This is a genomic window from Sphaerochaeta sp. PS (genome assembly GCF_032144095.1).
Taxonomy (GTDB): domain Bacteria; phylum Spirochaetota; class Spirochaetia; order Sphaerochaetales; family Sphaerochaetaceae; genus Sphaerochaeta.
Genome location: NZ_JAVSNJ010000002.1, coordinates 232,054 through 255,389, shown reverse-complemented (window position 1 = coordinate 255,389; position 23,336 = coordinate 232,054). Strand labels below are relative to the sequence as shown.

At 51.3% G+C, this 23,336-nt stretch carries 20 protein-coding genes and 1 tRNA gene; 9 read left to right on the top strand and 12 right to left on the bottom strand.

All coding sequences use genetic code 11. The features are described from left to right. Positions 1–10: 10 nt before the first annotated feature. From aceE to ROJ03_RS03695, 4 genes are all read right to left on the bottom strand, one after another. Positions 11–2,677, bottom strand: a complete 2,667-nt coding sequence (gene aceE / locus ROJ03_RS03710) for a pyruvate dehydrogenase (acetyl-transferring), homodimeric type (RefSeq protein WP_313725642.1) — start codon at positions 2,675–2,677, stop codon at positions 11–13. Between the two features lie 526 nt (positions 2,678–3,203). Then, complete coding sequence (locus ROJ03_RS03705; RefSeq protein ID WP_313725641.1) at positions 3,204–4,229, bottom strand: GGDEF domain-containing protein; 1,026 nt, start codon at positions 4,227–4,229, stop codon at positions 3,204–3,206. 237 nt (positions 4,230–4,466) lie between these two features. Beyond that, on the bottom strand, positions 4,467–5,642 hold the full coding sequence (locus tag ROJ03_RS03700; RefSeq protein WP_313725640.1) for a YgeY family selenium metabolism-linked hydrolase: 1,176 nt from the start codon (positions 5,640–5,642) through the stop codon (positions 4,467–4,469). Between the two features lie 111 nt (positions 5,643–5,753). Next, the gene (locus tag ROJ03_RS03695; RefSeq protein ID WP_313725639.1) at positions 5,754–6,314 is read right to left on the bottom strand and encodes a GNAT family N-acetyltransferase; all 561 of its coding nucleotides are present in this window, start codon (positions 6,312–6,314) and stop codon (positions 5,754–5,756) included. A 140-nt stretch (positions 6,315–6,454) separates the two neighbouring features. Here ROJ03_RS03695 and ROJ03_RS03690 point away from each other — a divergent pair, with 140 nt between their 5' ends. The 3 genes from ROJ03_RS03690 (at position 6,455) to ROJ03_RS03680 (ending at position 10,961) form a co-directional block, all read left to right on the top strand. Continuing rightward, positions 6,455–6,748 carry a hypothetical protein gene (locus tag ROJ03_RS03690; RefSeq protein WP_313725638.1) on the top strand — a complete coding sequence of 98 codons (294 nt, stop codon included), beginning with the start codon at positions 6,455–6,457 and terminating at the stop codon, positions 6,746–6,748. Positions 6,749–6,913: 165 nt separating this feature from the next. Then, entirely contained in the window at positions 6,914–9,037 is a 2,124-nt protein-coding gene (locus ROJ03_RS03685) for an HD domain-containing phosphohydrolase (protein WP_313725637.1), read from the top strand. Between the two features lie 151 nt (positions 9,038–9,188). Beyond that, positions 9,189–10,961, top strand: a complete 1,773-nt coding sequence (locus ROJ03_RS03680) for a bifunctional metallophosphatase/5'-nucleotidase (RefSeq protein WP_313725636.1) — start codon at positions 9,189–9,191, stop codon at positions 10,959–10,961. Positions 10,962–11,039: 78 nt separating this feature from the next. Here ROJ03_RS03680 and ROJ03_RS03675 read toward each other — a convergent pair whose 3' ends face one another. Both ROJ03_RS03675 and ROJ03_RS03670 read right to left on the bottom strand, forming a co-directional pair. After that, complete coding sequence (locus ROJ03_RS03675) at positions 11,040–11,225, bottom strand: Arc family DNA-binding protein (protein WP_313725635.1); 186 nt, start codon at positions 11,223–11,225, stop codon at positions 11,040–11,042. A 26-nt stretch (positions 11,226–11,251) separates the two neighbouring features. Beyond that, positions 11,252–12,271 carry an SPFH domain-containing protein gene (locus tag ROJ03_RS03670; RefSeq protein WP_313725634.1) on the bottom strand — a complete coding sequence of 340 codons (1,020 nt, stop codon included), beginning with the start codon at positions 12,269–12,271 and terminating at the stop codon, positions 11,252–11,254. 148 nt (positions 12,272–12,419) lie between these two features. On the opposite strand from ROJ03_RS03670, the gene ROJ03_RS03665 reads away from it, so the two are divergent. The 5 genes from ROJ03_RS03665 (at position 12,420) to ROJ03_RS03645 (ending at position 18,236) form a co-directional block, all read left to right on the top strand. Further along, positions 12,420–12,956 carry a hypothetical protein gene (locus ROJ03_RS03665; protein ID WP_313725633.1) on the top strand — a complete coding sequence of 179 codons (537 nt, stop codon included), beginning with the start codon at positions 12,420–12,422 and terminating at the stop codon, positions 12,954–12,956. Between the two features lie 108 nt (positions 12,957–13,064). Next, positions 13,065–14,996: a biosynthetic arginine decarboxylase gene (gene speA / locus ROJ03_RS03660; RefSeq protein ID WP_313725632.1), complete on the top strand. Its 1,932-nt coding sequence runs from the start codon at positions 13,065–13,067 to the stop codon at positions 14,994–14,996. Between the two features lie 5 nt (positions 14,997–15,001). Next, a complete protein-coding gene (locus ROJ03_RS03655; protein ID WP_313725631.1) occupies positions 15,002–16,222 on the top strand; it encodes a saccharopine dehydrogenase family protein in 1,221 nt (406 codons plus the stop codon). After that, a complete protein-coding gene (nspC, locus tag ROJ03_RS03650) occupies positions 16,215–17,336 on the top strand; it encodes a carboxynorspermidine decarboxylase (RefSeq protein WP_313725630.1) in 1,122 nt (373 codons plus the stop codon). The genes ROJ03_RS03655 and nspC overlap by 8 nt, the downstream gene beginning before the upstream one ends. Before the next feature lie 12 nt (positions 17,337–17,348). Beyond that, positions 17,349–18,236: an agmatinase family protein gene (locus tag ROJ03_RS03645; RefSeq protein WP_313725629.1), complete on the top strand. Its 888-nt coding sequence runs from the start codon at positions 17,349–17,351 to the stop codon at positions 18,234–18,236. Positions 18,237–18,310: 74 nt separating this feature from the next. Here ROJ03_RS03645 and ROJ03_RS03640 read toward each other — a convergent pair whose 3' ends face one another. The 5 genes from ROJ03_RS03640 to thpR form a co-directional block, all read right to left on the bottom strand. Beyond that, positions 18,311–18,742 carry a flavodoxin gene (locus ROJ03_RS03640; protein WP_313725628.1) on the bottom strand — a complete coding sequence of 144 codons (432 nt, stop codon included), beginning with the start codon at positions 18,740–18,742 and terminating at the stop codon, positions 18,311–18,313. Further along, the gene (locus tag ROJ03_RS03635) at positions 18,739–19,299 is read right to left on the bottom strand and encodes a DUF3793 family protein (protein ID WP_313725627.1); all 561 of its coding nucleotides are present in this window, start codon (positions 19,297–19,299) and stop codon (positions 18,739–18,741) included. Before ROJ03_RS03635 ends, ROJ03_RS03640 begins: the two co-directional genes overlap by 4 nt. Before the next feature lie 91 nt (positions 19,300–19,390). After that, positions 19,391–20,215 carry a tetratricopeptide repeat protein gene (locus tag ROJ03_RS03630; protein ID WP_313725626.1) on the bottom strand — a complete coding sequence of 275 codons (825 nt, stop codon included), beginning with the start codon at positions 20,213–20,215 and terminating at the stop codon, positions 19,391–19,393. Between the two features lie 28 nt (positions 20,216–20,243). Further along, positions 20,244–21,032, bottom strand: a complete 789-nt coding sequence (locus tag ROJ03_RS03625; RefSeq protein WP_313725625.1) for a class I SAM-dependent methyltransferase — start codon at positions 21,030–21,032, stop codon at positions 20,244–20,246. 74 nt (positions 21,033–21,106) lie between these two features. Next, the gene (gene thpR, locus ROJ03_RS03620; RefSeq protein WP_313725624.1) at positions 21,107–21,619 is read right to left on the bottom strand and encodes an RNA 2',3'-cyclic phosphodiesterase; all 513 of its coding nucleotides are present in this window, start codon (positions 21,617–21,619) and stop codon (positions 21,107–21,109) included. Between the two features lie 124 nt (positions 21,620–21,743). Here thpR and ROJ03_RS03615 point away from each other — a divergent pair, with 124 nt between their 5' ends. Further along, positions 21,744–23,102, top strand: a complete 1,359-nt coding sequence (locus tag ROJ03_RS03615; RefSeq protein ID WP_313725623.1) for an alpha-glucosidase — start codon at positions 21,744–21,746, stop codon at positions 23,100–23,102. A 78-nt stretch (positions 23,103–23,180) separates the two neighbouring features. Here ROJ03_RS03615 and ROJ03_RS03610 read toward each other — a convergent pair. Then, a tRNA-Met gene (locus ROJ03_RS03610) sits at positions 23,181–23,253 on the bottom strand. Positions 23,254–23,336 lie beyond the last annotated feature (83 nt).

Below are 23,336 nucleotides of genomic sequence, written 5' to 3'. Positions count from 1 at the left end.
GTAAATCTCCTTAACTCAACAGAGGATTGGGTTTGTCGATGTCGATGTGATAGAGCTCAATGGCTTCACGCACTTTCTTGGCAGGGATGGTTCCCTCATCGGAAAGGCCCTTGAGGGCAGCGAGAGCGATATAGAACCTGTCAACCTCAAAGAACCTACGCAGAGCATGCCTGAAGTCAGAACGGCCAAAGCCGTCGGTACCAAGGATGGTAACGTTTTTCTGGGGTATGAGCCTTCTGATCTGTTCAGGATAGGCCCGTAGGTAGTCTGTGCTGATGACAACAGGACCCGTATGGCCTTCCATGACCTTGGTCAGATAGGCCACCTGTTTCTCCTGCTCAGGATGGGTGAGGTTGTACCGATCTGCCGCTATGCCATCACGATGCAGTTCATTTACCCCAAGGATGCTCCATATGTCGGATTCGACACCGAAGTCCTTTTGGAGAAGGTCTGCAGCTGCAAGGACCTCCCTCAAGATGGTTCCGCTACCCATGAGCTGTACCACAGGGGCCTTGCTCTTCTTGGCTTTCCTGAAGAGATAGGCACCTTTCTTGATACCCTCCTCGACACCCTTGGGCATCTCTGGATGGATATAGTTCTCGTTCATCAGCGTGATGTAGTAGAAGATGTTCTCATCGTCGACAAACATTCGTTTCAGGCCATCCTCGATGATGATGGCAAGCTCATAGGAGAAGGTCGGGTCGTAGGCCTGGCAGGAGGGGTGCGTTGCAGCCAAAAGCAGGCCATGGCCGTCCTCGTGCTGGAGGCCTTCACCATTGAGTGTCGTCCTTCCTGCAGTAGCTCCCATCAAAAATCCCTTGGCCCTGCTGTCCCCAGCAGCCCAGATAAAGTCCCCAACTCTTTGGAAGCCGAACATCGAATAGAAGGCGTAGAAGGGAATCATGGTCTTCTGATGGTTTGCATAGGAGGTTGCAGCAGCTATCCAGGAGGAAATTGCACCGGCTTCGGTGAGCCCCTCCTCAAGGATCTGCCCCTTTACATCCTCGCGGTACCACAAGAAAGCCTCCTTGTCCTGGGGCTCATAGAGCTGTCCGACCGAGGAGTAGATACCGATCTGTCTGAACAGACCCTCCATGCCAAAGGTCCTGGCCTCATCAGGAATGATCGGGACAACCCGATTTCCTATGTTCTTGTCCTTTACCAGCTTGGTGAGAAGCCTGACAAAGGCCATGGTAGTGGAGAGCTCCCTCTCACCGGAAGAGGTGAGCATGTCATCATACTCCTTGGCCTCAGGGACGTTCAGTTTCTCGCCCTTGCTATGACGGAAAGGAACAGGCCCTCCCATTGCCTCACGCCTTCGTGCAATGAACTTTGCTTCCTTGCTCTCCGGATCGGGTTTGATGAAGGCAAGGCTCTTGGCCTGCTCATCGGTGATGGGGACGTGGAAATGATCCCTAAAGGCGAGCAGTTCCTCACCATCAAGATGTTTCTGGTTGTGAGCCCCCATCGAGGCCTCTCCCGATCCCATGCCAAAGCCCTTGACCGTCTTGAAGAGTATTACTGTAGGCTCGTTCTTGTGCTTGGAAGCTTCATGGAAGGCTGCATAGACCTTTCTGGGGTCATGGCCCCCTCGGCTCAGCTGCCAGAGCTCCTTGTCGCTCTTGCCCTCTATCAGGGCCTCGAGATACTCATCGCCTGAAAAGAGCTTTTCCCTCAGGTATGTGGGTCCCCTTGACTGGAGGGTCTGGAACTCGCCATCGACCATGGTGGAGAGCTTCTGCAAAAGAATACCCTTGGTATCCTTTTCAAATATCTCGTCCCACTCTGTTCCCCAGATTACTTTGATTACATTCCAGCCGGCACCCCTGAACTTGCCTTCCAGTTCCTGTATGATCTTGCCGTTTCCACGGACAGGTCCATCAAGGCGCTGTAGGTTGCAGTTTACCACAAAGATCAGGTTGTCCAGATGCTCGCGTGTTGCCAAGGTGAGGGCTGCAAGGGATTCTGGCTCATCCGACTCTCCATCACCCATGAAGACCCAGACCTTCCTGTCGCCGACCTTCATGAGCTCCCGCGATTCCATGTATTTCATGAATCGGGCCTGATAGATCGCCATCGAAGGGCCAAGGCCCATCGATACGGTGGGAAACTGCCAGAAATCCGGCATCAGGTAGGGGTGGGGGTAGGACGAAAGGCCCTTGCCATCGACCTCCTGTCGGAAGTTGTCCAGCTGCTCTTCGGTAAGCCGTCCTTCCACATAAGCCCTTGCGTACATCCCAGGAGAAGAGTGGCCTTGAAAATAGACAAGGTCAGCACCATTTTCAGCCTGTGGACCCTTGAAGAACCAGTTATATCCAACCTCATACATTGCAGAGGCGGAAGAGTAGCTTGCGATATGTCCACCCAGGCCCTTGCCCTCGGCATTTGCACGGGCAACCATGACCATGGCGTTCCATCGTACAAAAGCGGCAACATTTCTGGCTATGAGAGATTCTTCAGGTGGAATGGTCGCTGCAGTCCCCTGTATTGGTGTATTTGTATAGGGGCTTATTACCCCAGGGGAGGTGTTCACCCCCTGTTTGCGTGCAGATTGGGTCAGTTCGGAGAGTAGATAATCTACCTTCTGAGCCCCTTCCTTTGCGATAACTCCATCTATAGAATCCAACCAATCTTTGGTCTCTGCAGGGTCCTGATCATGAAAAATCGTATTACTCATACATCTCCTCCGATAGTGAGTTCATTATTTTTGATACAACAGCCACATAATTGCTGGTCTAGTCACCACCTGAAGAATACTACCAAAATGGTGGTAATTCAATACAATAAAGGTGTCGTAACATAAAATAGTGTACAATATAATTTAGAAAAGGGCTATCACCTGGGAAACTCTGCCTTTTGGCATAGTAGCGTGTCGGAATGGGTACCTTTGTTGCAACCTGCGTTTAGGCGGAAAAAAGCCCAAGGGGTTGCAACAATGTTGTCCCGCTTGGGCTGCAGAATGGAATAGCAAGAGCCTGAATGCATGGGAACCATCGCCCCATGAAGAATTTATTTGTTTTTCTTCTTCTCGAGTTTCTCTTGTTTCTTTTCTTTGGCTGTTTTAAGAGGCTTCTTTTTCTCTTCTTTCTTTGCGTCCTGGGATTTAGCCATATTCGGCACCTCCTGATTTTGATTTGCTGATGGGAAGAATCATAACTTCATTCGATTTGATAAGCAACCTTTCGGATGAAATTGGCAAGACTTTATCGGGACATTACCCGGTCCTTTCCCTGTTCCTTGGCGATCATGAGATACCGATCGGCATGGGCCATCAAATCCTCGCATGTTGATTCATCCTCGGGAAAGAGGACCAGACCTATGGAAAGGGAGAGCTGGGGGTAGCTGGGGCAGATGTCTGAGATGTCCAGATCCTTCACATCCAAGCGGATTTTGTCAGCTATCATGAACAGCTCATTTTTGTTGGTATCAGGAAGGATAATGGCAAACTCATCACCACCATAGCGGCATACAATGCTGTTCCTCTCCATTTCTCCAGACAGGAAGCTCCCTATTCTCTGGAGGATGGTATCCCCCGTGGCATGGCTGAAGTTGTCATTGTAGCGCTTGAAATTGTCGATATCCATCAACATGATGCCATAGGAGATATTCTTTTCAGAACCTCGTTTGACCCTATCCTCCAGGGTTGCATCAAAGTAGCGTCTGTTGAGCAGCCCTGTCAGGTGGTCCCTGATGGAGCTTTCCATAAACATCCGGACCTGACGGGTTCGTATATAGTTGGCAACCATGCTCAAGGCGGAGACCATCAGCACATAGGAGAGAAAGCTCGCCCAGTTGCGAGCCATCAGGGCGGGGGTGGAGAAGACAATGAGGGAAAGCAGTACAAACTGCAGTGATGCGATAACCAGGGTATAGAGAAGTGGCAGGCTAACGCTTGAGAGGATGACCGTTATGGTAACATAGATAAGGGGAAAAAACTCTGTTATCCCGTGCTGGGCATCAATCAGGATCGATCCCCAGGAGCCGAGCAATGCGATGCTCACCGTCAATAGGGTGGAAACCAGAAATTTTCTTTTGCAGGTAAAATACCAAGCAACAAGATCAATGGCCATGAGGCCAGCTATGAGGGGTGGATAGGTTTTCCATTGATAGGAACCCACCGCATTGGTCGTGAGTGCAAGAATACAGACAAGTAGAAGCAATATCAGGATAATCGGTTGGACCCATTGTAACAGTTGCCTTCGTATGTCTGCAGATTCATTGTCTCCCATTTGTCTGATGCCTTCCATTCACGTAAGATTCGCCGCTAACCTGGGTATTCATCACAAGGAGGATCAAAGGCGGTTCTTCAATATAGCACTGCATATTGGTAAATTCTAGAGAGATATTGTATACCCTGTACAAAAAAAAGGAAATATCTTCTTGCATGTGATGTCCTGCCTCTTATGTAACGGTTGGATCGCATGATCAGAGCATGAAGTATAGGCTGTGGTACCAAGAGGCATACCCTAGGGCAACTGTTGGAAGACCCTTGCCAATTCTGCATACACCCGCTTGGCAACCAGGACCTGCTCAAACTTGACATACTCGTCAATGACATGTGCCATCGTGGGTGAGGAGGGTCCAAAGCCGATGGTAGGAATCGATCGGTTTCCGGCACTCTCGCTGCCGTCGGTGCAGAAAGGGTAGTAGCCTGTAGCGTAAGGAAGCCCCGCTTGCCTCATCGCCTCCCGGCCAAAGGCAACGAAGGGTGACCCTTCATCAATGACCCATGCGGGGAAGAACCGCCTCCCTCCCAAGGACGCCCCTGTATAGCATGTTTCTCTGCTTGTCTTGACCGAACAGGCAAACTCATGCTCCCCTTGGGGGAAAACCTGCAGCAACTGTTCCCGTATCCCTGAAACCAGGGATTGCTCCGTCTCCCCAACGAGCGTCCTTCGGTCGATGGTAATCGTACAGAGGTCCGGGATGACAGAGCAACCCGGGTAGGGATGGGAGAGGATATCGGTGACAACCATGATGCCTTCACCAAGCAGTGGACAGGTTGGGGTGGGCATAAGTGGAAGGCAATGCAAGACCTTTTCCATCGCCTCGATGGCATTTTTTCCCTTCTCTGGGTGGGCTGAATGTGCATTTTTCCCAAAGGTCTCTATGCTAAGCTCAGCCCTTCCTTTCTGGCCCAACATCAACTTGAGATCTGAAGCCTCACCAAGCACCACTAGGTCGGGAGCATACCTGTCCAAGACCTTGCCAAAGGCAATGCCTTCGAAAATCTCCTCATGTACCACTGCCACGACAGAGAGTGTTGCGTGGTTCCTGTTCCCTTCCTTGGCGAGCGAACCTATGGCATGGACCATGGCAGCAAGGGCGCAGCGCATGTCGCTTGTTCCCCGCCCATAGAGTTTGCCGTCAACAAAGTCTGAACCAAAGGGGTCATACTTCCAGGACGCACGGTCTTGGATACCTACCGTATCCATATGCCCTTCAAACATCAGGTTTCCAGGCCTATTCCCCCTGACCTTGCCAATGATGGTGCCATACCCATCCCTGATGACCTCATCAAACCCAACTCTCTGCATCTCTTCTGCAATGAGGTCTGCTACAGGTTTTTCAGACCCTGACAGGCCTTCTACACCGATGATTCGTTTGCAAAATTCCAAAAGGGAAAGATCAGGGGCATGCATCAAGGACCTCCAAGGGTAGGAATAGTGTTAGGACCTCCCCATTGTACCATATGTTGATGAGCGCTGAACAACTCTAGAGAACGTGCAGGAGCCGAGATCTATCCTGATGCTCTAGCAGCTACTGGATTTTTTTCCTTCGCTCCACTGCTCCCGGGTTATGCTGTAGTGTTGGTTATCACTGACCTTTCCAAACATGGTCTCCCCCAAGGCAAGGTGGGTCCATCGCATCCCACATTTTGTCATTACCCTCCCTGAAGCTTGATTCTCCTTCTCATGACAGCTTTCCACCTCCCCCATTCCAAGTTCCTCAAAAAGGTAGTCAAGCATGCAGTGCAGCGCCTCACTCATGAAACCCTGGTTCCAGTATGCCCTGTTCAAAACATAGCCAAAGGATGCCTGCGTTTCGGTCAGCAATCGAAGGTCGATGCAACCTACTACCTTATCAGTTTGCTTGAGGACAATGGCATAGGTCTGGTCGTTGGACAGGAGCTTGTGGATGATCTCTTCAGACTCCTGGACGCTCTTGTGCCTTGGCCAGGTGAGATAGCGAACTGTCTCCTCATCGCCTGCATACTCAAAGAGATCCTGGGCGTCATGGGCGGAGAAATGGCGGAAATGGAGGCGTTCTGATTCCAAGGTTGCTGCAAATCTTTTGTGGGTTTGTCCACTCATGAGGACCTGCCTTTTGCAAGAAATATCGCCATAAACTATAGTACAACCTGAAAAAGGTTGCAATGCGTCCCATCCTTATGGTTTACCTGTACAATCTATGGTAAGCTTCTTGCAGGAAGATGTACAAGGAGCTTGATGCCATGGAACGAGAAAAGACCTATGCAAATGGGCAAAAAATCTCTTCCCAGAGGGGAAATATTCTTACCTATTATTTCAAGACAGGAATGGTAAAAGCCCAGGGACCTGTGGTAGGGGACGAGCAGATGGAAGGCAAGTGGGTCTTCTACCGTGAGAACGGGATGCTTTGGCAGGTCGGCAATTTCAAGAACGGACAAAAACAGGGAACCTGGATCAGGTATGACAAACTGGGACAGATCGAGTATGAGGCCGAATTCTCTGAAGGGAAGGAAGTGAGGAAGAGCCTATACCGTTGATCTCTAGCCATAGGCTTCATTGTGTATATTTGCGGATATTCGGCTCTATACACTTTCTATATAGTGTCTTGTTTTGGTAAATAATTATCGCTATTTGTCAGCAATTTTTACAGTATTCTTGTTTTTTGTTGTATGATTCCTTCTAGAAGTACTAGGGAAGGTCACATGCAACGGTTCCAAAAAAAAACTTTCTCCTCCATTAGGCTCTCGCCAGGCCTGCTTGTATTGGTTTTGTGCGCAGTTGCTGCTTTTTCTGCAGTTTTTGCATACCATGCGATTACCAAGACTTTTGAGGAGAAGGTTATCAATGGCGTTCATATCTTCTCAACATTTTTTACAGCTGATGAACTGCTTGCATTTCAGGATTTTGCACAAGGTGCAGGTGGGGGCGAACATCTAGAGCTTACCCAGAGGGTGTCGAGCACAGTCTCCGTGATACCAGCGGTCAAGAGTGCATTTTTATACTCCATTGAATCTGGAACCATCCATCCTCTGGAAGTGGGACAGCCCTTTCATTCCTTTCCCGATGGGACTTTCAGCTCCCAATTGGTTGGCGGTCCCATAATAACAAAACCCTATTCCGACTCCTTTGGAACCTGGACAACTGTCTTGGTCCCCATCTCGTCCATACCAACAGGCCTAGGGCTTGGCCTTACCTTCAGGACGAGGGATTTCTACTCCCTCGCAAGGTTGCGTACAGCAGAAATTACCGCAGCCCTCTGCATTGTGTTCCTGTTGGTACTCTTCATGGTGGGCATCCTGAAAAATAGTAGGCGGGCAAGGGTCGAGCAACAAAAGGCCCAGGAAGCCTCCGAGCATTTTCAGCTGTTGCAAAGACGGGACAATGAAGAGAAAAAACTTATGGAGACTACATTGCGTTCCCTTGGGGAGGGAGTCATCACCACCGACACCGAGGCTAGGGTAGTGTCCATGAACCGGTTGGCAGAGAAGATGACCGGATGGTCCATCCAGGATGCGAAGGGTAGGGAGTTGCGGGATATCTTTCATATTGTCGATGGTCTGACATTGGAGGCGTGTGAACCCTGGGCGTATGCAGTCCTCAGGACCGGTCTTCCCAAGGAGTATAACAACACGGAAGTCAGGTTGATCGACAAGGGTGGCAAGCTACTTTCCATCGAAGACAATGTCTCCCCGATACTGGATGATGATGGCAAGATACTCGGGGTTGTAATCATCTTCATCGATGGAACGGAGAAGCGGTCACAGCTGAGCAAACTGCACTACGTGAGCACCCACGATGCCCTCACTGGCCTGTTGAACAGGCAATCGTTCTATGCAAGGGTCCAGGAGCTGGATTGGTCAACCAACTATCCCCTGATCTTGATGTTGCTTGATATCAATGGGTTGAAACTTATCAATGAGGCCTATGGCCATGCAACCGGTGACTCCCTGCTCACCGAAATTGCCATTATCCTGCAACGGCCCTGGCATCCAGGCCAACTGGTTGCTAGGGTCGATGGTGATGAGTTTGCAATCCTCTTTACCAATTCTGATGAACAGGTGGCCGAGCGGGTGATCAAACAGATCCAGGAGGCCCTCTCCGAACAGTCATTTTTGTGGTATGGCCTCTCCATCTCCATTGGATATGCAAAGAAGGAGTATGTGCAGATGTCTATCGGGGAGCTCCATAAGCGAGCTGAGGATACTCTCTTAAGCAACAAGGTTGTAGAAAGCCAGGGTGCACGGCTAAAGATGATAGACCTGTTGCTCCAATCCCTCTTCAGGAAGAGCTCCAGGGAGATGGAGCACAGCAAGAGGGTAGCCTCCCTGGCAACACGCTTTGGCATGAAGTTGGGACTGTCTGAGAAAGAGATCCAGGATTTGAGTACGGTAGCGGTCATGCACGATATCGGGAAGATCGCCATCTCCGATAAGGTTCTCAACAAGAAAGGTGCCTTGAGTGGCCAGGAGTGGAACGAGATATTCCGACACCCGGAGATTGGGTTCAACATCCTCAGTTCGGTCACCCTCTATGCACCCATGGCCGAGCAGGTGCTCTGTCATCATGAACGGTGGGATGGAACAGGCTATCCCAACAAGCTTGCAGGCCAGCAGATACCCTTCAATTCCCGTATCCTTGGGTTGTGCGATGCCTTTGATGCAATGACCAGCCAAAGGACCTACCGTAGTGGTGTCTCACTGCAGGAGGCAATGCAAGAGATAGTGCGCTGCAGCAATACCCAGTTTGATCCTGAGCTTGCGCCCCTGTTTGTCGAGATGATCGCAGAGGAATCTATCCACTATCCAGAAACTGTCCAAGAGGGGTGATAGGTATAGGGTTTAGGTCGCCGACAAATCTTATCGCTATTCCCTTTCTTTGTTGTGGAGGGATACAGGCAGTGGTACAATTACCTATCACGCAAATCGTTCGGATCGACTGGTCTGTTGCATATGTTTCGGTCCGGGCTTGGAGGAAGAGATGAGAAAACGCGGTCTGAAGCTGTTTGTCCTCGTTATGATGGTCCTCTCGTTTTCGTTGGGCTTGCTAAGCGCCCAACCTTTGCCTGAAACGCAAAACCTGACCATTCTCGCGACGACCGACCTGCATGGAAACGTATGGGGTTTTAGTTATGAAGATAACAAGGAAACCACCAACAATGGAATGGCAAGGATAGCATCCTATGTCGAAGAGGTCCGTTCCAAGGAACAACATGTCATTCTTGTGGACAATGGGGATGTCATCCAAGGTAACATCATGACTGATGATATCTACAACAAGCAGGATGGTGACCACCCAGTCATCAGGGCGATGAACCTTATGGGGTATGATAGCCTTACCCTGGGAAACCATGAGTTCAACTTTGGGGAGAAACTTATCAAGAGGATCCAGACCCTCGCCGATTTCCCGGTGCTTGCTGCGAATATGGCCAGGGTCGATGGAACGATGGCAGCACTGCCATACACCATCATTACCCGTGGGGATGTACGGATCGGGATCATCGGCCTTACCAACCCCAACGCTCCTCGTTGGGATGGGGAGAAGACCGATCCTTTCGTGTTCGCCCCTGTAGGTCCCGCTTGCAGAAGGGTGGTTGATATCATCAAGGACAAGGTAGACATCATCATCGCCGTAGCCCATGTAGGTATCTACCCTGAATATGACGAGGAGGAAGGCAGTGACGGCGGTAACGCAATCCTGGACCTCTGCCCCGAGATCGATGTCCTCATCCTTGGCCATGACCACAATACCCTCAAGAACATTGAAGGTACCACGGTAGTCGGGGGAGCCAAGAACCTTGGACCAGAGGTTATCCGCATCGACCTGGGCCTCGATAAGGCAAAGAATGTGATTTCCCGCAAGATCGAGATCGTCAAGATGGATGCCTTTGCGCCAAGCGATTTGATTCGCAAGGATGCATTCATCATGGAAGCCCACCAGAAGACCCGTGACTTCATCTCCGGTGGGGCCCCCTCTGCTGACGGTACCCCAAGTGGTGGTATCTTCGGTACGGCTTCTGTTGATTTCCAACCCAAGAATGAGATCAAGGGTATTCCTGAAGGCAAGCTTCGTGATACCGCTGTCATGGACCTCATCAATGCTGTCCAGCTCGCAAATTCCGGTGCCGATGTATCGGCTGCAGCCCTCTTTGCAGATACCAGCAACATCCTTGCTGGAAACATCAACTACGGGACGATCTTCGGCATCTACAAGTTCGACAACACCCTCTACAAGGTTGAGGTTACCGGGGCCGAACTGAAGGCATACATGGAGTGGTCAGCCGCCTGCTACAACCAGTGGAAGAGCGGTGATATCTCCATCAGCTTCAATCCTGAGAAGCCTGGATACCTGTATGACATGTTTGCCGGAGTTGACTACCAGATCGACCTCTCAAAACCTGTAGGGAAACGGATCGTGAATGTCATGTTTAAGGGAAAACCCCTTTCCGACACCCAGACCCTTACCCTGGCTGTAAACAACTACCGCTACTCCTCTGCCCTGAAGGCACAGAAGCTGGTAAAGGCCACCAAGCAGTGGGAGTCCCCCAACTCGATTCGTGACATGCTCGTAGAGCATATCAAGAAGGAAGGGACCATCAAGCCGATGGTAGACAACAACTGGAAGATCGTTGGTGTAGACCTCACTTCCCCATACCGTGATGCAGTCATCAAGATGGTCAATGAGGGAAAGCTTGAACCACCCTATGCAAAGTCGTTGAACATCAATGACCTGAAGAAGAGTGGAGTGATCTGAGCCTAGAAAGAACAACCAAGCGCCCTTGGAAATCCAGGGGCGTTTGCTTGTCTACTCTCTCTCTCCTATCTTTTTTGGTTACTCTGTATCCTTGTCATCAACTGGAGCCTTTGGCTTTCTCTTTCTTACGCTTTCGGTAAGCAAATACTCGATCTGGCCGTTGATGGAACGAAAGTCATCCTCTGCCCAGGAAGCAAGTTCTTTCCACAACGAAGATGACAGTCGAAGCAGTACCTGTTTTTTTCCTGTTTCCTTACTCTCCATGGGTCATCTTCCTTTCAATTTGTCCTTTAATAGATGGAACCGCTGTTTACGATAGGCTGGGCATCGCGGTTGCCGCAAAGTACCACCAGCAGGTTGCTCACCATCGCAGCCTTCCTCTCATCGTCCAGCTCAACCACAGACTTTTCGCTCAGCTGCTTCAGTGCCATCTCCACCATCCCTACGGCCCCTTCGACAATCTTCTGCCGTGCTGCGATGATCGCTGAAGCCTGTTGTCTCTGCAGCATCACGGCAGCGATTTCCGGAGCATAGGAGAGGTGGGTGATCCTGGCTTCCACAATCTCAAGGCCTGCCAACTCAACTTTTGCAGAGAGTTCCCTCTTCAGGTCATCTGCAACCTCCTTGCTGCTGCCTCGTAAGGATTTCTCGTCTTCCTCTTCAGGTGCATCGTAGGGGAAGAGCCTTACCACATTGCGGAGGGCCGAGTCGCACTGTATGGAAAGGTACTCAACAAAATTGTCCACATTGAAGACAGCCTTTGCGGTATTGACCACTTTCCAGATGACCACAACCCCGATGATGATCGGATTGCCCAAGGCATCATTTACCTTCTGCTTGTCGTTGTTCAGCGTCATCGCCTTCAGGGATATCTTTTTGTTCGGGAAGGCTATGGCTGTTCCAGAGGAGAATTTCATGGTCTCCTCAAGACTCTTTGCCATCGGTTTGGTCGACCCTTGCTCGCCCTTTGCCGCTGGATTGACTGCACTTACGAAGGGGTTCACAAAGAAGAACCCGGGCCTTTTGATCGTACCGTAGTAGCTGCCGAACAGGGTGAGTACCAAGGCTTCATTGGGCTTGATGACCTTAAGGCCAGCATAGAGGATGGGCCCTACGATGAACCCATACAAGGCTGTGGCTACGATAAGCACAACCCTCCCAACCAAGGGTAGGCTTACTATCATGGCCAATACAAATACAAGGATTGATACGATGATGAGCAGGGTGTTTGCCAAAAGGAAAAGCATGCCACTAGTTGGGTTGTCCAAAACCTTCTCCTGTCCATAGTCCGGTGATGTGTTCTCGATCATTGGGGAACCTCCTAAACAAAGAGCCATAAGATATCAAAATGATATCAATAGGATATTGAACCCAACGAAGACATTTGTCAAGAGATTTCTGGCAGGTGAAGGGAGGAGACTATGCGATTCCCCCTTAGTAGGGTATACCATGGACATGATGAAAAAAACCTTGGCTGTGGTATTGGTGTTGGCATTCAGCTCCTGCATGCTCTTCTCAGCCTCTTTTGAAGAGGAGAAGACAAAGAGCTCCGATGGAAAGGATTTCCTTTTTCCCCAGGATGCACTACAAGAGGGAGCGGCTATCTTTGCCCTTTCCCTTGGAACCGACCGGGAGAACGGTGAGGAGCAACAGAGTTCTTTGCTTGGGTGGCAGACCTATTTCAATGACAACCCAAATGTTGTCGGGTCCATCCCTGTATACCATTTTCCTGTCCTCGCAGGGGTACCTTTCTTTGTGAAGGGAGCCATCAGGAAGGCCCTGTATGAGTCCTATGTGGGACTTGTCGATCCCGGTAGGGTCGCCATCCTGTTCATCTCCAAGGCCGAATCGTTTGCAAAGAGGGCTAACCTACCGCTGGATAGGGAGAGTACCCTTGCGGTGGTGGCCTCAGATGGCACAGTGTCAGGCTATGTAAAGGGCCCCTTGTCACCGGAGAAGATTGAGGCTCTGAAGGCCTTGCTAGCACGGCTGTAGCTGCAGGATGGAACCTCCATACAACCCCTCAAATAAAGCCTATAGCTTTACCATGTTATCTATCTTGCTTATCTGCTATACTGGGCCTTACCAATATGAGGAGGGTTTATGTATAGGAAACCAACCGAAGAGTGGACCATCAAAGATTCAGCTGACCTCTACCGTATCGAGGAGTGGGGTAACGGCTATTTCCATATTCAGGAAGATGGGGAGGTGGAAGTCCGACTTAAACGGGACACCCCAGAATCATCCATAAGTTTGTTGAAGATCGCCCAGGGCCTGAAGGATAGGGGTACCAAGCTGCCTGTCCTGCTCCGCTTCAGCAATATCCTTGACGATCGTATCCAACACATCAACGAGAGTTTTGCCTCTGCCATCAAAGAGGTTGGGTATGAGGGGGTCTACCGTGGGGTATATCCGGTAAAGGTAAACCAGCAACAGCAGGTAATTGAAGAGATCTGCCGTTTCGGCAAGCAGTATCACCATGGCCTTGAGACCGGAAGCAAGGCTGAACTGCTCATAGCCATGGCCTATGTTGATGACCCTGAAGCCTACGTTATCTGTAACGGATATAAGGACGAGGAGTATATCGACCTTGCACTGAAGGCATTGGCCCTTGGTATCCAGACCATCCTGGTCATCGAGATGCCCGGTGAGGCTGCCATCATTGTAGAGCGGTCAAGGGCCCTTGGGATCAAGCCAAACATCGGCATACGGATGAAACCCTCCACTGTTGCCGGTGGGCATTGGACCGACTCCGGTGGGGACCGAAGTGTATTTGGCTTGAATACCACCCAGGTGATCGAGGTGGTGGACATGCTCAGGCGTGAAGGGATTCTCGATTGCCTGAAGCTGCTGCACTACCACCTTGGGTCACAGATCCCAAACATCCGGGCGATCAGGATGGGGGCCACCGAGGCCGCCCGTTTTTATGCCGGACTGCTCCATGAAGGGGCTCCAATGGGCCTTCTGGACATAGGCGGTGGCCTTGCCATCGACTACGACGGAAGCCATTCCGACAACAGCAATAGCCGGAACTACACTACGATCGAGTACTGCACCGACGTGGTTGAGGAGATCATGACCATCTGCAAGGAGGAGAGGATACCCCATCCTACCATCCTCAGCGAGTCTGGCAGGGCCCTGGTGACCTACTACTCGGTCCTGCTTCTCAACATCCTCGATACCAATGTATTCTGGAATGGGAAGGGAAGGGAAGAACCCATAGCGGAAGAGCTGTTGCCCGCCCTGGACAACTTGTTGTATGTGCGGACCATGCTCAACAAGGATACGGCACAGGAGTGCCTGAACGACCTCAACTACTACCGGGAGGAGATCCGGAACAAGTTCCTCTACGGAAAGGTGAACATGCGGGAACGAGCTGCGGCCGAACACCTCTATTGGTCCATCATCAGCGAGATATACCTGCTGTTACGGGACCAAGAGCATGTTTCTGCCCACCTCAGGCTTGTGGAACGGCAGCTTTCGGACATCTATTATGGCAACTACAGCCTCTTCCAGTCCCTGCCCGATGTCTGGGCGATCGACCAGCTCTTTCCCATCATGCCGATCCATCTTCTGGACAAGAAGCCCGACCGCCAGGCAATCCTTTCAGACATAACGTGCGACAGTGAGGGAAAAATTGACCGGTTCATAGGACGCAATGGGGTGGAGAACACCCTTGCCTTGCATACTCCTCCACAGGATGATGACTATATCCTGGGGGTGTTCCTTGTCGGTGCCTACCAGGAGACCCTGGGGGATCTGCACAACCTGCTCGGCGATACCAACGTCATGAGCGTCACCTACGATGAAGAGGGTAAGTTCAAGTTCCATAACGAGCTTGAGGGCGATACCATAGCCGAGGTGCTCAGCTATGTGGAGTATGATACCAAGCAGATGGAAGCCATGATCCGCTCCAAGGCAGAACAGGCAGTCCAGGAAGGTCGCATTACAGCCCAACAAAGAAGGAAGATCATCTCAGCCTACACCGCAGGCATGAGGGGATACACCTACTACGAGACAGACCAGGAGGAGTGAATACGATGAAAAAACGTTTGATGATAATTGGCGCCGGTGGCGTTGGCAATGTAGTAGTAAAGAAGAGCGCAAGGATGACCGACCTGTATGAAAAGATCATGCTTGCAAGCCGGACCAAGGCCAAGTGCGATGCCATTGCAAAAGAGGCAGGTCCTGTTCCTGTCGTCACAGCAGAGGTTGATGCCGATGATGTCCCATCCCTGGTCTCCCTTATCCGGAGTTTCAAGCCGGACCTGCTTATCAACGTGGCTCTTCCCTACCAGGACCTTACCATCATGGATGCCTGCCTGGAGACAGGGGTGCACTATGTGGACACGGCAAACTATGAGCCGAAGGACAAGGCGGAGTTCGAATACTCCTGGCAATGGGCCTATGAGCAGAAGTACAAGGATGCCAACCTCACAGCCCTCCTCGGCAGCGGCTTCGACCCTGGGGTGACCAACGTCTTCACCGCCTATGCTGCCAAGCATCTTTTTGATGAGATACACTACCTTGACATCGTCGACTGCAATGCAGGCTCCCATGGCAAGAGCTTTGCAACCAACTTCAACCCGGAGATAAACATCAGGGAGATCACCCAGAAGGGTCGCTACTGGGAGGATGGGGTGTGGAAGCAGACCGAACCATTGGAGATCAACCAGATGGTCGACTATCCCCATATCGGGCCGAAGGCCTCCTACCTCCTCTTCCACGAGGAGCTGGAATCCTTGGTAAAGCACTTTCCCACCATCAAGCGGGCTCGCTTCTGGATGACCTTCTCCAAGGAGTATATCAACAACTTGCAGGTGCTCGAAAATATAGGCATGACCAGCATCAAACCCATCCTCTACAACGGTATGGAGATCCAGCCTTTGCAGTTCCTCAAGGCTGTACTGCCTGAGCCCTCTTCCCTTGGGGAGAACTATACCGGTGAGACATCCATAGGGTGCCAGATGCGGGGCATCAAGGATGGAAAGGAACGGACCGTCTTCATCTACAACAACTGCAAGCATCAGGCTGCCTACAAGGATACCAAGGCCCAGGGTGTCTCCTATACCACCGGGGTCCCTGCTTCCATTGGGGGAAGGCTTCTGGCCCAAGGAGTTTGGAAGAAGCCTGGGGTATGGAATATGGAACAGTTCGATCCAGATCCTTTCATGGCCCTCCTTCCCGAACTGGGACTTCCCTGGGAGGTTGTCATCGATGGAGAGCTTGCGTTCCCCAAAGAGGAAACGGCCCATGCTTGACAGCACAAGAATAACCCATACTCCAGCCTTTGTGCTGGAGTATGATGCCTTTGAGAAGAACCTCGCTCTCATTGGGGGCCTGCAGCAGAGCCTGGGCTCTACCTTCCTGTTTGCCCTCAAGGGCTTTGGCATGCACAGGGTGTTCGGTGAGATCTCAGCGTGCGCAAAAGGGGCTACCGCCAGCTCGCTCAATGAAGCACGCCTGGCATCAGAGTATTTTTCTCATGTCCATGCGTACGCCCCTGTCTACCAACCCGATGAGTTCGATGCCATTTCCCAACTATCCAGTCACATCACCTTCAACTCCCTGGGCCAGTATGAGCTCTACAAGAATCGCCTCGGAAGGGCAAAGGCAGGCCTCCGGGTCAATCCAAAGCTGGATATGGTTGCAACAGAGCTGTACGATCCCTGTGCACCTGGCTCGAGGCTGGGCATCCAGCCCGATGCCCTGACCATGCTTCCTGAGGGAATTACAGGCCTCCATGTCCACAACCTCTGTGAAAGTGGGGCTAAAGAGATGCAGGCTACCCTTGCCAATGTCGAGAAGCTCTATGGGAGGTTCTTCGGCAACATCACCTGGCTTAACCTGGGAGGTGGCCATCTGGTTACCCGGAAAGGGTATGACCTGGCCCTGTTTTCTGCGACCGTGCAGTCTTTCCGGCAGAAGTATCCCCACATAGAACTTATGTTTGAGCCAGGGGCTGCCTATGTCTGGCAGACAGGGGTCCTGGTCTCCGAAGTGCTGGATATCGTCACCAGTGATGGCATCGATACGCTCATGATGGACACCTCCTTTACCGCCCATATGCCAGACTGCCTGGAAATGCCCTACACCCCCTCAGTTCGTGGGGCCGTTGTCTGCAAGGATGGCGAAAGCGGCGTACGACTTGGGGGATCGAGTTGCCTTGCAGGTGATTGGGTAGGGGAGTACCGGTTCGCTACCATGCCGAAAATTGGTGATAGGTTGGTCTTCGAGGACATGATGCACTACACCATGGTAAAGACCACGATGTTCAATGGCCTGGCCCATCCCGATATCGGCATCTGGCGCGATGGCTGCTATGAGGTTGTCAAACAATTCTCCTACGAGGATTACAAAAACCGTTTGTCATAAGGACTCACAACAATGAAATCCTATTTTTTAGATTCAGAATATCCCAATAGCTCACCAAGAGAGGCATATTTCCATGTCATCCCCTTTCCCCTGGAAGAGACCGTCTCCTACATGGGAGGGACAAAGGAAGGACCCCAGGCCATCCTGGAAGCTTCCGGTCAGCTGGAAAAACTGGTTGAGGGGTTTGGAGAACCCGGCTTGTTTGGTATCCATACCACCGACGCCATCTCCTGTACCTATATCCAGAGTGAACAGGAGGTGTTTGCAAGGGCCTCGCTGTTGGTCAGCCGGGCTTTTTCCCAAGGCTCGGTTCCCGTCGTTCTTGGGGGAGAGCACAGCGTTACCAATGCATCCATCCAGGCGATTAGCGCGACCTATGCAAAAGGGGAGGTGGGCATCCTCCAGTTCGATGCACATATGGACCTGCGCCAGGCGTATGAAGGGTCTATCTTTAGCCATGCAAGTGTCATGAAACGTGCGGTTGAAGCGGGCATTCCCCTGTTTCAGGTAGGGATACGTAACTATAGCAGTGAAGATCTGCAGGCCAGGGAGGAATTCGGTGTCGGCCATCTTGATGGCAGTGCTGTCAACGCCCTGAAATATGGAAAGGGTGGGCTAGCCTCGGCAAGGCTACCCGATTCCTTCCCCGAGAAACTGTTCATAACCTTCGATGTCGATGGCCTTGATGCCTCCCTTATGGGCAGCACCGGCACCCCTGACCCGGGTGGACTCTTCTGGTGGGATGCCATTACCTTGTTGGATGTGCTTACCGAGGGTAGGACCATCATCGGCTGCGATGTGGTTGAACTCGCCCCGAATCCGATGGCGCACCATTGTCCCTACATTGCAGCAAAGCTTACCTACCATCTGATGGGATTGGCTTCCGATCGAAACAGATAGCTACATAGTTTCCCATTGTGCCCTTTTTCAGAAAAAGGACCACCCGAAGGTGGTCCAAGAGAGTGAAAATGGGTTCATTGGTATGTGGCCAGTGCGGCTCCCAATGCCTTGCACGCAGCAATGGCGGTGGTATCGGGGTCTTCGACGGTGATGACAGGTTCGGAAACCAGGATGGCACCAAGATCCTTGGTCCTTTGTTCCCAACTCCTCATCCACTCTCCGTCACCCCAGCCGTAGGAGCCAAAGAGGGCAATGCGCTTCTTTGGAAGCTTTCCCTCAAGGGAAGAGAACATGGGCTCAAAGTACTCTTCCTCAAGCTCCTCGACCCCCATCGAGGGGCAGCCAAAGGCGACTCCATCATAGCTATCCATCATCTCTGGGGTGAAAGACTCCGCATGGATGATCCTGACATCAGATCCTGCTGTCTTGGCTCCCTCGGAGACCGCTCCTGCCATCTCCTCGGTGTTTCCCGTACCACTATAGAATACTACCGCTATCTTTTTCATAGGCTTACCTTCCTTACTGCCAAGCTGTCCAAGGGTTTTCCTTCCTTGTATTTCTTGATATACAATGCAGTACATTTTTTGAATTGGGCAAATCGTTGTTTTGCTTCTAGTTCATTTGCATAGACCTTCCAGCACCCATCGCATTTCCCATTGCACCCTTTGTTCTCAATGAAGAGGCGGACATCGGTAGAGGGATAGCCGAGAAAAAGTCCGATTTCATGGGGAAACGCCCCTTGTTGCAGGAGTTTGTCGGAGAGATAGGATAGGGATGCCTGGGGTGTATCTACCGGATACCCATAGGTAGTGAGAAGATCCTTGGATTCCTGTTTTTGGAGCTCCTCAGCAAGCAGGGCAGGGCGATAGACATAGATGAGGGCGGTGTTTGAGCTTTTGCTCAATATCAGGATCTCTACACCTTTGCTGTTGAGTCTTGCATTCCATGTCTGTACCGTCTGTTCAAGCATCGGCATGGAACCATACGGGCAGGAGAACATGTTCCCGGCCTTGAGTGCAGCCAACGTTGGTGAACAGTGTTGCAACAAAAGTTCTTCTGACATGGGCCCCTCCATTAGTTAGGCATTGCTAACTATTAAAGAGTATAGGCATTCCTACCCCATGGGTCAAGCTAACTGCTCCTCTTGGCAAACGCTACTCTTTCAGGGAGTATGTGCTGGTGATCTTCTTCATCTTTACCGTTAGGGGAGATGCATGCCCGTAGAGGGTAATCGATTCCCTCAAAGCCCATTGATAGGCCATTTTAGACTCTTCGAATTTCCCTATCTTGTGGTAACACCTGCCGATATGGGCCATGAGCCCTATTTTCTCGGCATGGGTTGAGAGCTCTTTTTCATTATCCAGGAAGGCTCGGATGGTGATGTACTGTTCCAAGGCCTCACGGTAGCGCTTCATCTTTTCCAGGCAGTAGCCATAGGCTGCCCTGGCTATGATGCTCTGGTTGTTGGCAGAACCCTCGAACTCCTCAAGGATGGTGAGGACATGGAGGCGAAGCGGCAGTTCTTTGGTGAAGAGCTCCTTCTTGTGGTGGATATCCGCCTGTAGGCAGACCACATCGAGGTAGAGGTCGTAGGAAGGGCCCTCTTTTTCTGACCAGTCACGTTTGAGCAGTTCAGTCGCTATCTTTTGTGCCTCATCGTTCCTGTCGTCGTCGAGGTAGGAGTTTGCCAATGCTATCTGTGATTCGATGGTAACCTCATCCTCCAGACCGTAGAGCGCTTTGGTGATCTCGAATATCTGCTTTGCCACTTCCAGTTCACTGGTGGAGTCATTTGCCTGTAGGTAGGCCATGTTCAGTTCACCCATGAGCGTCACATACCCAGGATTTGCCGGACCGTGTAGATTGAAATGTTCTACACGCTTCTTCTCCAGATCCATGATGGTCTGATGCACCTGAGCAAAAAATACTGGGTCATCAAGCTCGCTGGTAAGCAGCATGCGTGCTAGGTAGTTTTCCATATTTCCAGTATATCGGTTGAATTTTTTCCTAACAAGAGCCCTTGGAGCCTTTCTTTGCACGTATTGCCATGTAGCAGTCGTGTACAAAGCTGTCCATCATCAGGCATCCGCTCGTGTCGGTATAGAGGTCAATGATGGAGAACCCTTGCTTGCACAACCCGCCCACCAGATCGTTGATCGTATGGCTGAACTCGATGGTATCGTGCTTTTTCAGTCGTTTGAGGAGTTCCTTTTCGCTGAGGCTTTTCAGGTCCGAGAAGGGTATGGTGTATTTCACCTTCATCTTGCCCCGCACGGCAGCCTTCTCGTCAAACATGTAGAGGGCAGGGTTGGTTGCACTGGTAAGAAGTGTCCCCCCATCCTTGAGTATCCTGTTGCACTGGTGGTAGACCTTCTGTACATCGTCGATGAAACAGGTAGAGGTTGGGTTGAAGATGAGGTCGAACCTCTGGTCAGAAAAACGGGAGAGGTCGCTCATGTCCCCGTGTTCGATGGCAATGGTCAGGCCCTCCCTCTTGGCAATGGTTGCATCCTGCTTCAACTGTTCTGAAGAGATGTCGAACACTGTTACCTTCGCCCCATAGGAAGCAAGCAAGATGCCTTGCTGGCCACCTCCACAGGCGAGGCAAAGGACCTCTTTTCCCTTGGTCTCTGCTATCCAGGAGTGCGGGACCTGCTTGAAGGGGGAGAGGCTCATCATCAGGTTGCCTTTTCTTGCTTCCAGGATCTGTTCAGCGGTACAGCCGTCAGTCCACATGTTGCCCCTACCAACCTCAAAGTCCCAAGCCTGTTCGTTATATGTAGTGTACTTTTCCATTTGGACCACCATAGCATGGAACCAGTTTAGCTACAAGCAACTCTTGAGCCAAAATTTTATCCTGCAAAAATTTGTTAGAGGACCAAGGTGTAGAGAGGGGTATATACCAGTTGGAATTGTGTCTGGTGGGAGTGCATGAGTGATAGTTTGTTGCAGGTAGTAGTGAATGGTTCCAGCACTGGAAGCTTCTTGATTTTTATGTTCCTGGCCAGGGTCACATGGGCGGTGAACGGGAGGGGGTCCAGATAGAGTCCTTCCCCATTGAGTTTCATCGCTAGGGTTGCCTGAACCTGCTCGAGAAGGGGGTTGTGTTCTAGCCCCAGCCAAAGGATATCCCCTTGCCTGTTCTTGAACAGTCCAAGTTGGTTGAAGGTGAGTGCAAGGGGAGCGGCTTCGAGGGAGAGGAGGATTTTTTCCAGCAAGGCCAGGTACTGAGCGTCGATGTCACCGAGAAAGCAGAGGGTGAGGTGGAGGTTTTCCTCCTTGGTAAAGGAGCCTCTTGGGCAATCCTGCTGCATGAGGACTTGTAGGTCAGAGATGTGTCTTCTTGTTACCTGATCTAGCTGAAGAGCGTAGAAAAGTCTCATGGCCAGAGTATAGGGGGTGTATTTGCATCTTTCAAGGGTAGATCTGCCAGTTCTGGCTCTTTACCCTGTATTCCTTGCTTTGGAAGGCCTTACATCCTAAACTAGGGGAAAAGGAGATGATGGAATGAAGATAGTTCTTATCGGGGCAGGAAGTGCCCAGTTTGGATTTGGTACCCTAGGGGATATCTTTCAGAGCAAGAGACTTGCAGGCAGTGAAGTGTGTCTGGTTGATATTGATGGTGCAGCCTTGGAACATGTCCACTCTGTGGCCAAGCGCTTCATCGAGGAACATACCCTCCCATTTTCCCTTCAGGCCTTTACAGAGCGCAAAGCTGCCCTTCCCGATGCTGATGTAGTTGTCATATCCATCGAGGTCGGCAAGCGCTTTGCCCTTTGGGATGAGGACTGGACCCTTCCCCAACAGTACGGTTTCAGGCAGGTATATGGGGAGAACGGAGGTCCTGGAGGGGTATTCCATGCCCTACGCATCACCCCTGTCATCATGGAGATATGCGCCGATATAGCCCTCCTCGCTCCGAGGGCCTGGGTGTTCAACTACTCCAACCCGATGACAGCCATCACCACGACGGTGTTACGCAAATATCCGGATATGAAGTTTGTAGGGATGTGCCACGAGATCGCCTCCCTTGAACGGTATCTTCCTGCCATACTCCATACCCCGTTTGAAAACCTTTCGCTGAGGGCAGGTGGGTTGAACCACTTCAGCGTCTTGCTAGAGGCTAGCTACAGGGATACGGGACATGATGCCTATGCCGATATTCTCAGGCTGGCCCCTGCCTTCTTTGAGAAGGAACCCGGGTACTCTGACATCCTCTCCTATGTGCTGAACAACCAGCAGCTCTTCCAGACTGAAGGTCAGCGGGAGAGGGTATTGCCTGAAGGGATGACAAGTGCAAAAGCGTGGGCAGACAGGACCCTGTTCAAAAAGGTCCTTGAAAACTACCACCTGTTGCCCATCACCGGCGACAGCCATCTGGGGGAGTACATCCCCTGGGCCCATGAGGTTGCCGACCATAGGGGCATCAAGGACTTCTATACGCTCTATCAGATGATGCTCGCCCATACCCAGCCGAAGATTGAACTGCAGGTGCACGAGAGGCTGGTCACAATCCTGGAGGGAATCGTTGACGATAGTGGGTATGAGGAGGCTGCTGTAAACATCCTCAACAACAACCTGATCCCTTCGCTCCCATCCTGGATTGCCGTGGAGGTACCTGCTACGGTGCACGCCTCTGGCTTGCAAGGCATTGCTTTCCCCTCCTATCCCAAGGGCTTCGCCGCCTTGCTGAGAAACTACTGTGGGGTGTATGACCTGGTTGCGGAAGCGGTCCTAACCGGCAAGAAGGAGTATGTCATCCAGGCGTTGCTTGCCAATCCGATAGTCGACCGTTGTGAACATATCCCGGAACTGGTCGACCTTATGATCGAGAGGCAGAGGAGGTGGCTTGGTTATCTAGAGTAGCAGCACACCCTGTTGGAGGAACCAGGTCAAACAGAGGAAGACAAAAAAGAAACCTTCCTGGTGTAGGAAGGTTTCTAGTAGCGGCAAAGGGACTCGGACCCCTGACCGAACGGATATGAGCCGTTTGCTCTACCAACTGAGCTATGCCGCCATGTGCTGTATGCAACAACTCTTGCACTATATTGAAAGGTACTCTGTTAGTCAAGTAGGTTTTTTTGCATGGTCGCTTTTTGC

Bases quoted from the DNA above. Each gene is read 5' to 3' on its own strand.
- ROJ03_RS03695 (WP_313725639.1), bottom strand. From the start codon at position 6,314: ATGAGTGGACAAACCCACAAAAGATTTGCAGCAACCTTGGAATCAGAA.
- ROJ03_RS03615 (WP_313725623.1), top strand. From the start codon at position 21,744: ATGAAGATAGTTCTTATCGGGGCAGGAAGTGCCCAGTTTGGATTTGGT.
- ROJ03_RS03635 (WP_313725627.1), bottom strand. From the start codon at position 19,299: ATGTCAGAAGAACTTTTGTTGCAACACTGTTCACCAACGTTGGCTGCA.
- ROJ03_RS03640 (WP_313725628.1), bottom strand. From the start codon at position 18,742: ATGAAAAAGATAGCGGTAGTATTCTATAGTGGTACGGGAAACACCGAG.
- aceE (WP_313725642.1), bottom strand. From the start codon at position 2,677: ATGAGTAATACGATTTTTCATGATCAGGACCCTGCAGAGACCAAAGAT.
- ROJ03_RS03655 (WP_313725631.1), top strand. From the start codon at position 15,002: ATGAAAAAACGTTTGATGATAATTGGCGCCGGTGGCGTTGGCAATGTA.
- thpR (WP_313725624.1), bottom strand. From the start codon at position 21,619: ATGAGACTTTTCTACGCTCTTCAGCTAGATCAGGTAACAAGAAGACAC.
- ROJ03_RS03685 (WP_313725637.1), top strand. From the start codon at position 6,914: ATGCAACGGTTCCAAAAAAAAACTTTCTCCTCCATTAGGCTCTCGCCA.
- ROJ03_RS03665 (WP_313725633.1), top strand. From the start codon at position 12,420: ATGAAAAAAACCTTGGCTGTGGTATTGGTGTTGGCATTCAGCTCCTGC.
- ROJ03_RS03645 (WP_313725629.1), top strand. From the start codon at position 17,349: ATGAAATCCTATTTTTTAGATTCAGAATATCCCAATAGCTCACCAAGA.
- ROJ03_RS03700 (WP_313725640.1), bottom strand. From the start codon at position 5,642: ATGCATGCCCCTGATCTTTCCCTTTTGGAATTTTGCAAACGAATCATC.
- speA (WP_313725632.1), top strand. From the start codon at position 13,065: ATGTATAGGAAACCAACCGAAGAGTGGACCATCAAAGATTCAGCTGAC.
- nspC (WP_313725630.1), top strand. From the start codon at position 16,215: ATGCTTGACAGCACAAGAATAACCCATACTCCAGCCTTTGTGCTGGAG.
- ROJ03_RS03630 (WP_313725626.1), bottom strand. From the start codon at position 20,215: ATGGAAAACTACCTAGCACGCATGCTGCTTACCAGCGAGCTTGATGAC.
- ROJ03_RS03705 (WP_313725641.1), bottom strand. From the start codon at position 4,229: ATGGGAGACAATGAATCTGCAGACATACGAAGGCAACTGTTACAATGG.
- ROJ03_RS03680 (WP_313725636.1), top strand. From the start codon at position 9,189: ATGAGAAAACGCGGTCTGAAGCTGTTTGTCCTCGTTATGATGGTCCTC.
- ROJ03_RS03670 (WP_313725634.1), bottom strand. From the start codon at position 12,271: ATGATCGAGAACACATCACCGGACTATGGACAGGAGAAGGTTTTGGAC.
- ROJ03_RS03625 (WP_313725625.1), bottom strand. From the start codon at position 21,032: ATGGAAAAGTACACTACATATAACGAACAGGCTTGGGACTTTGAGGTT.
- ROJ03_RS03675 (WP_313725635.1), bottom strand. From the start codon at position 11,225: ATGGAGAGTAAGGAAACAGGAAAAAAACAGGTACTGCTTCGACTGTCA.
- ROJ03_RS03690 (WP_313725638.1), top strand. From the start codon at position 6,455: ATGGAACGAGAAAAGACCTATGCAAATGGGCAAAAAATCTCTTCCCAG.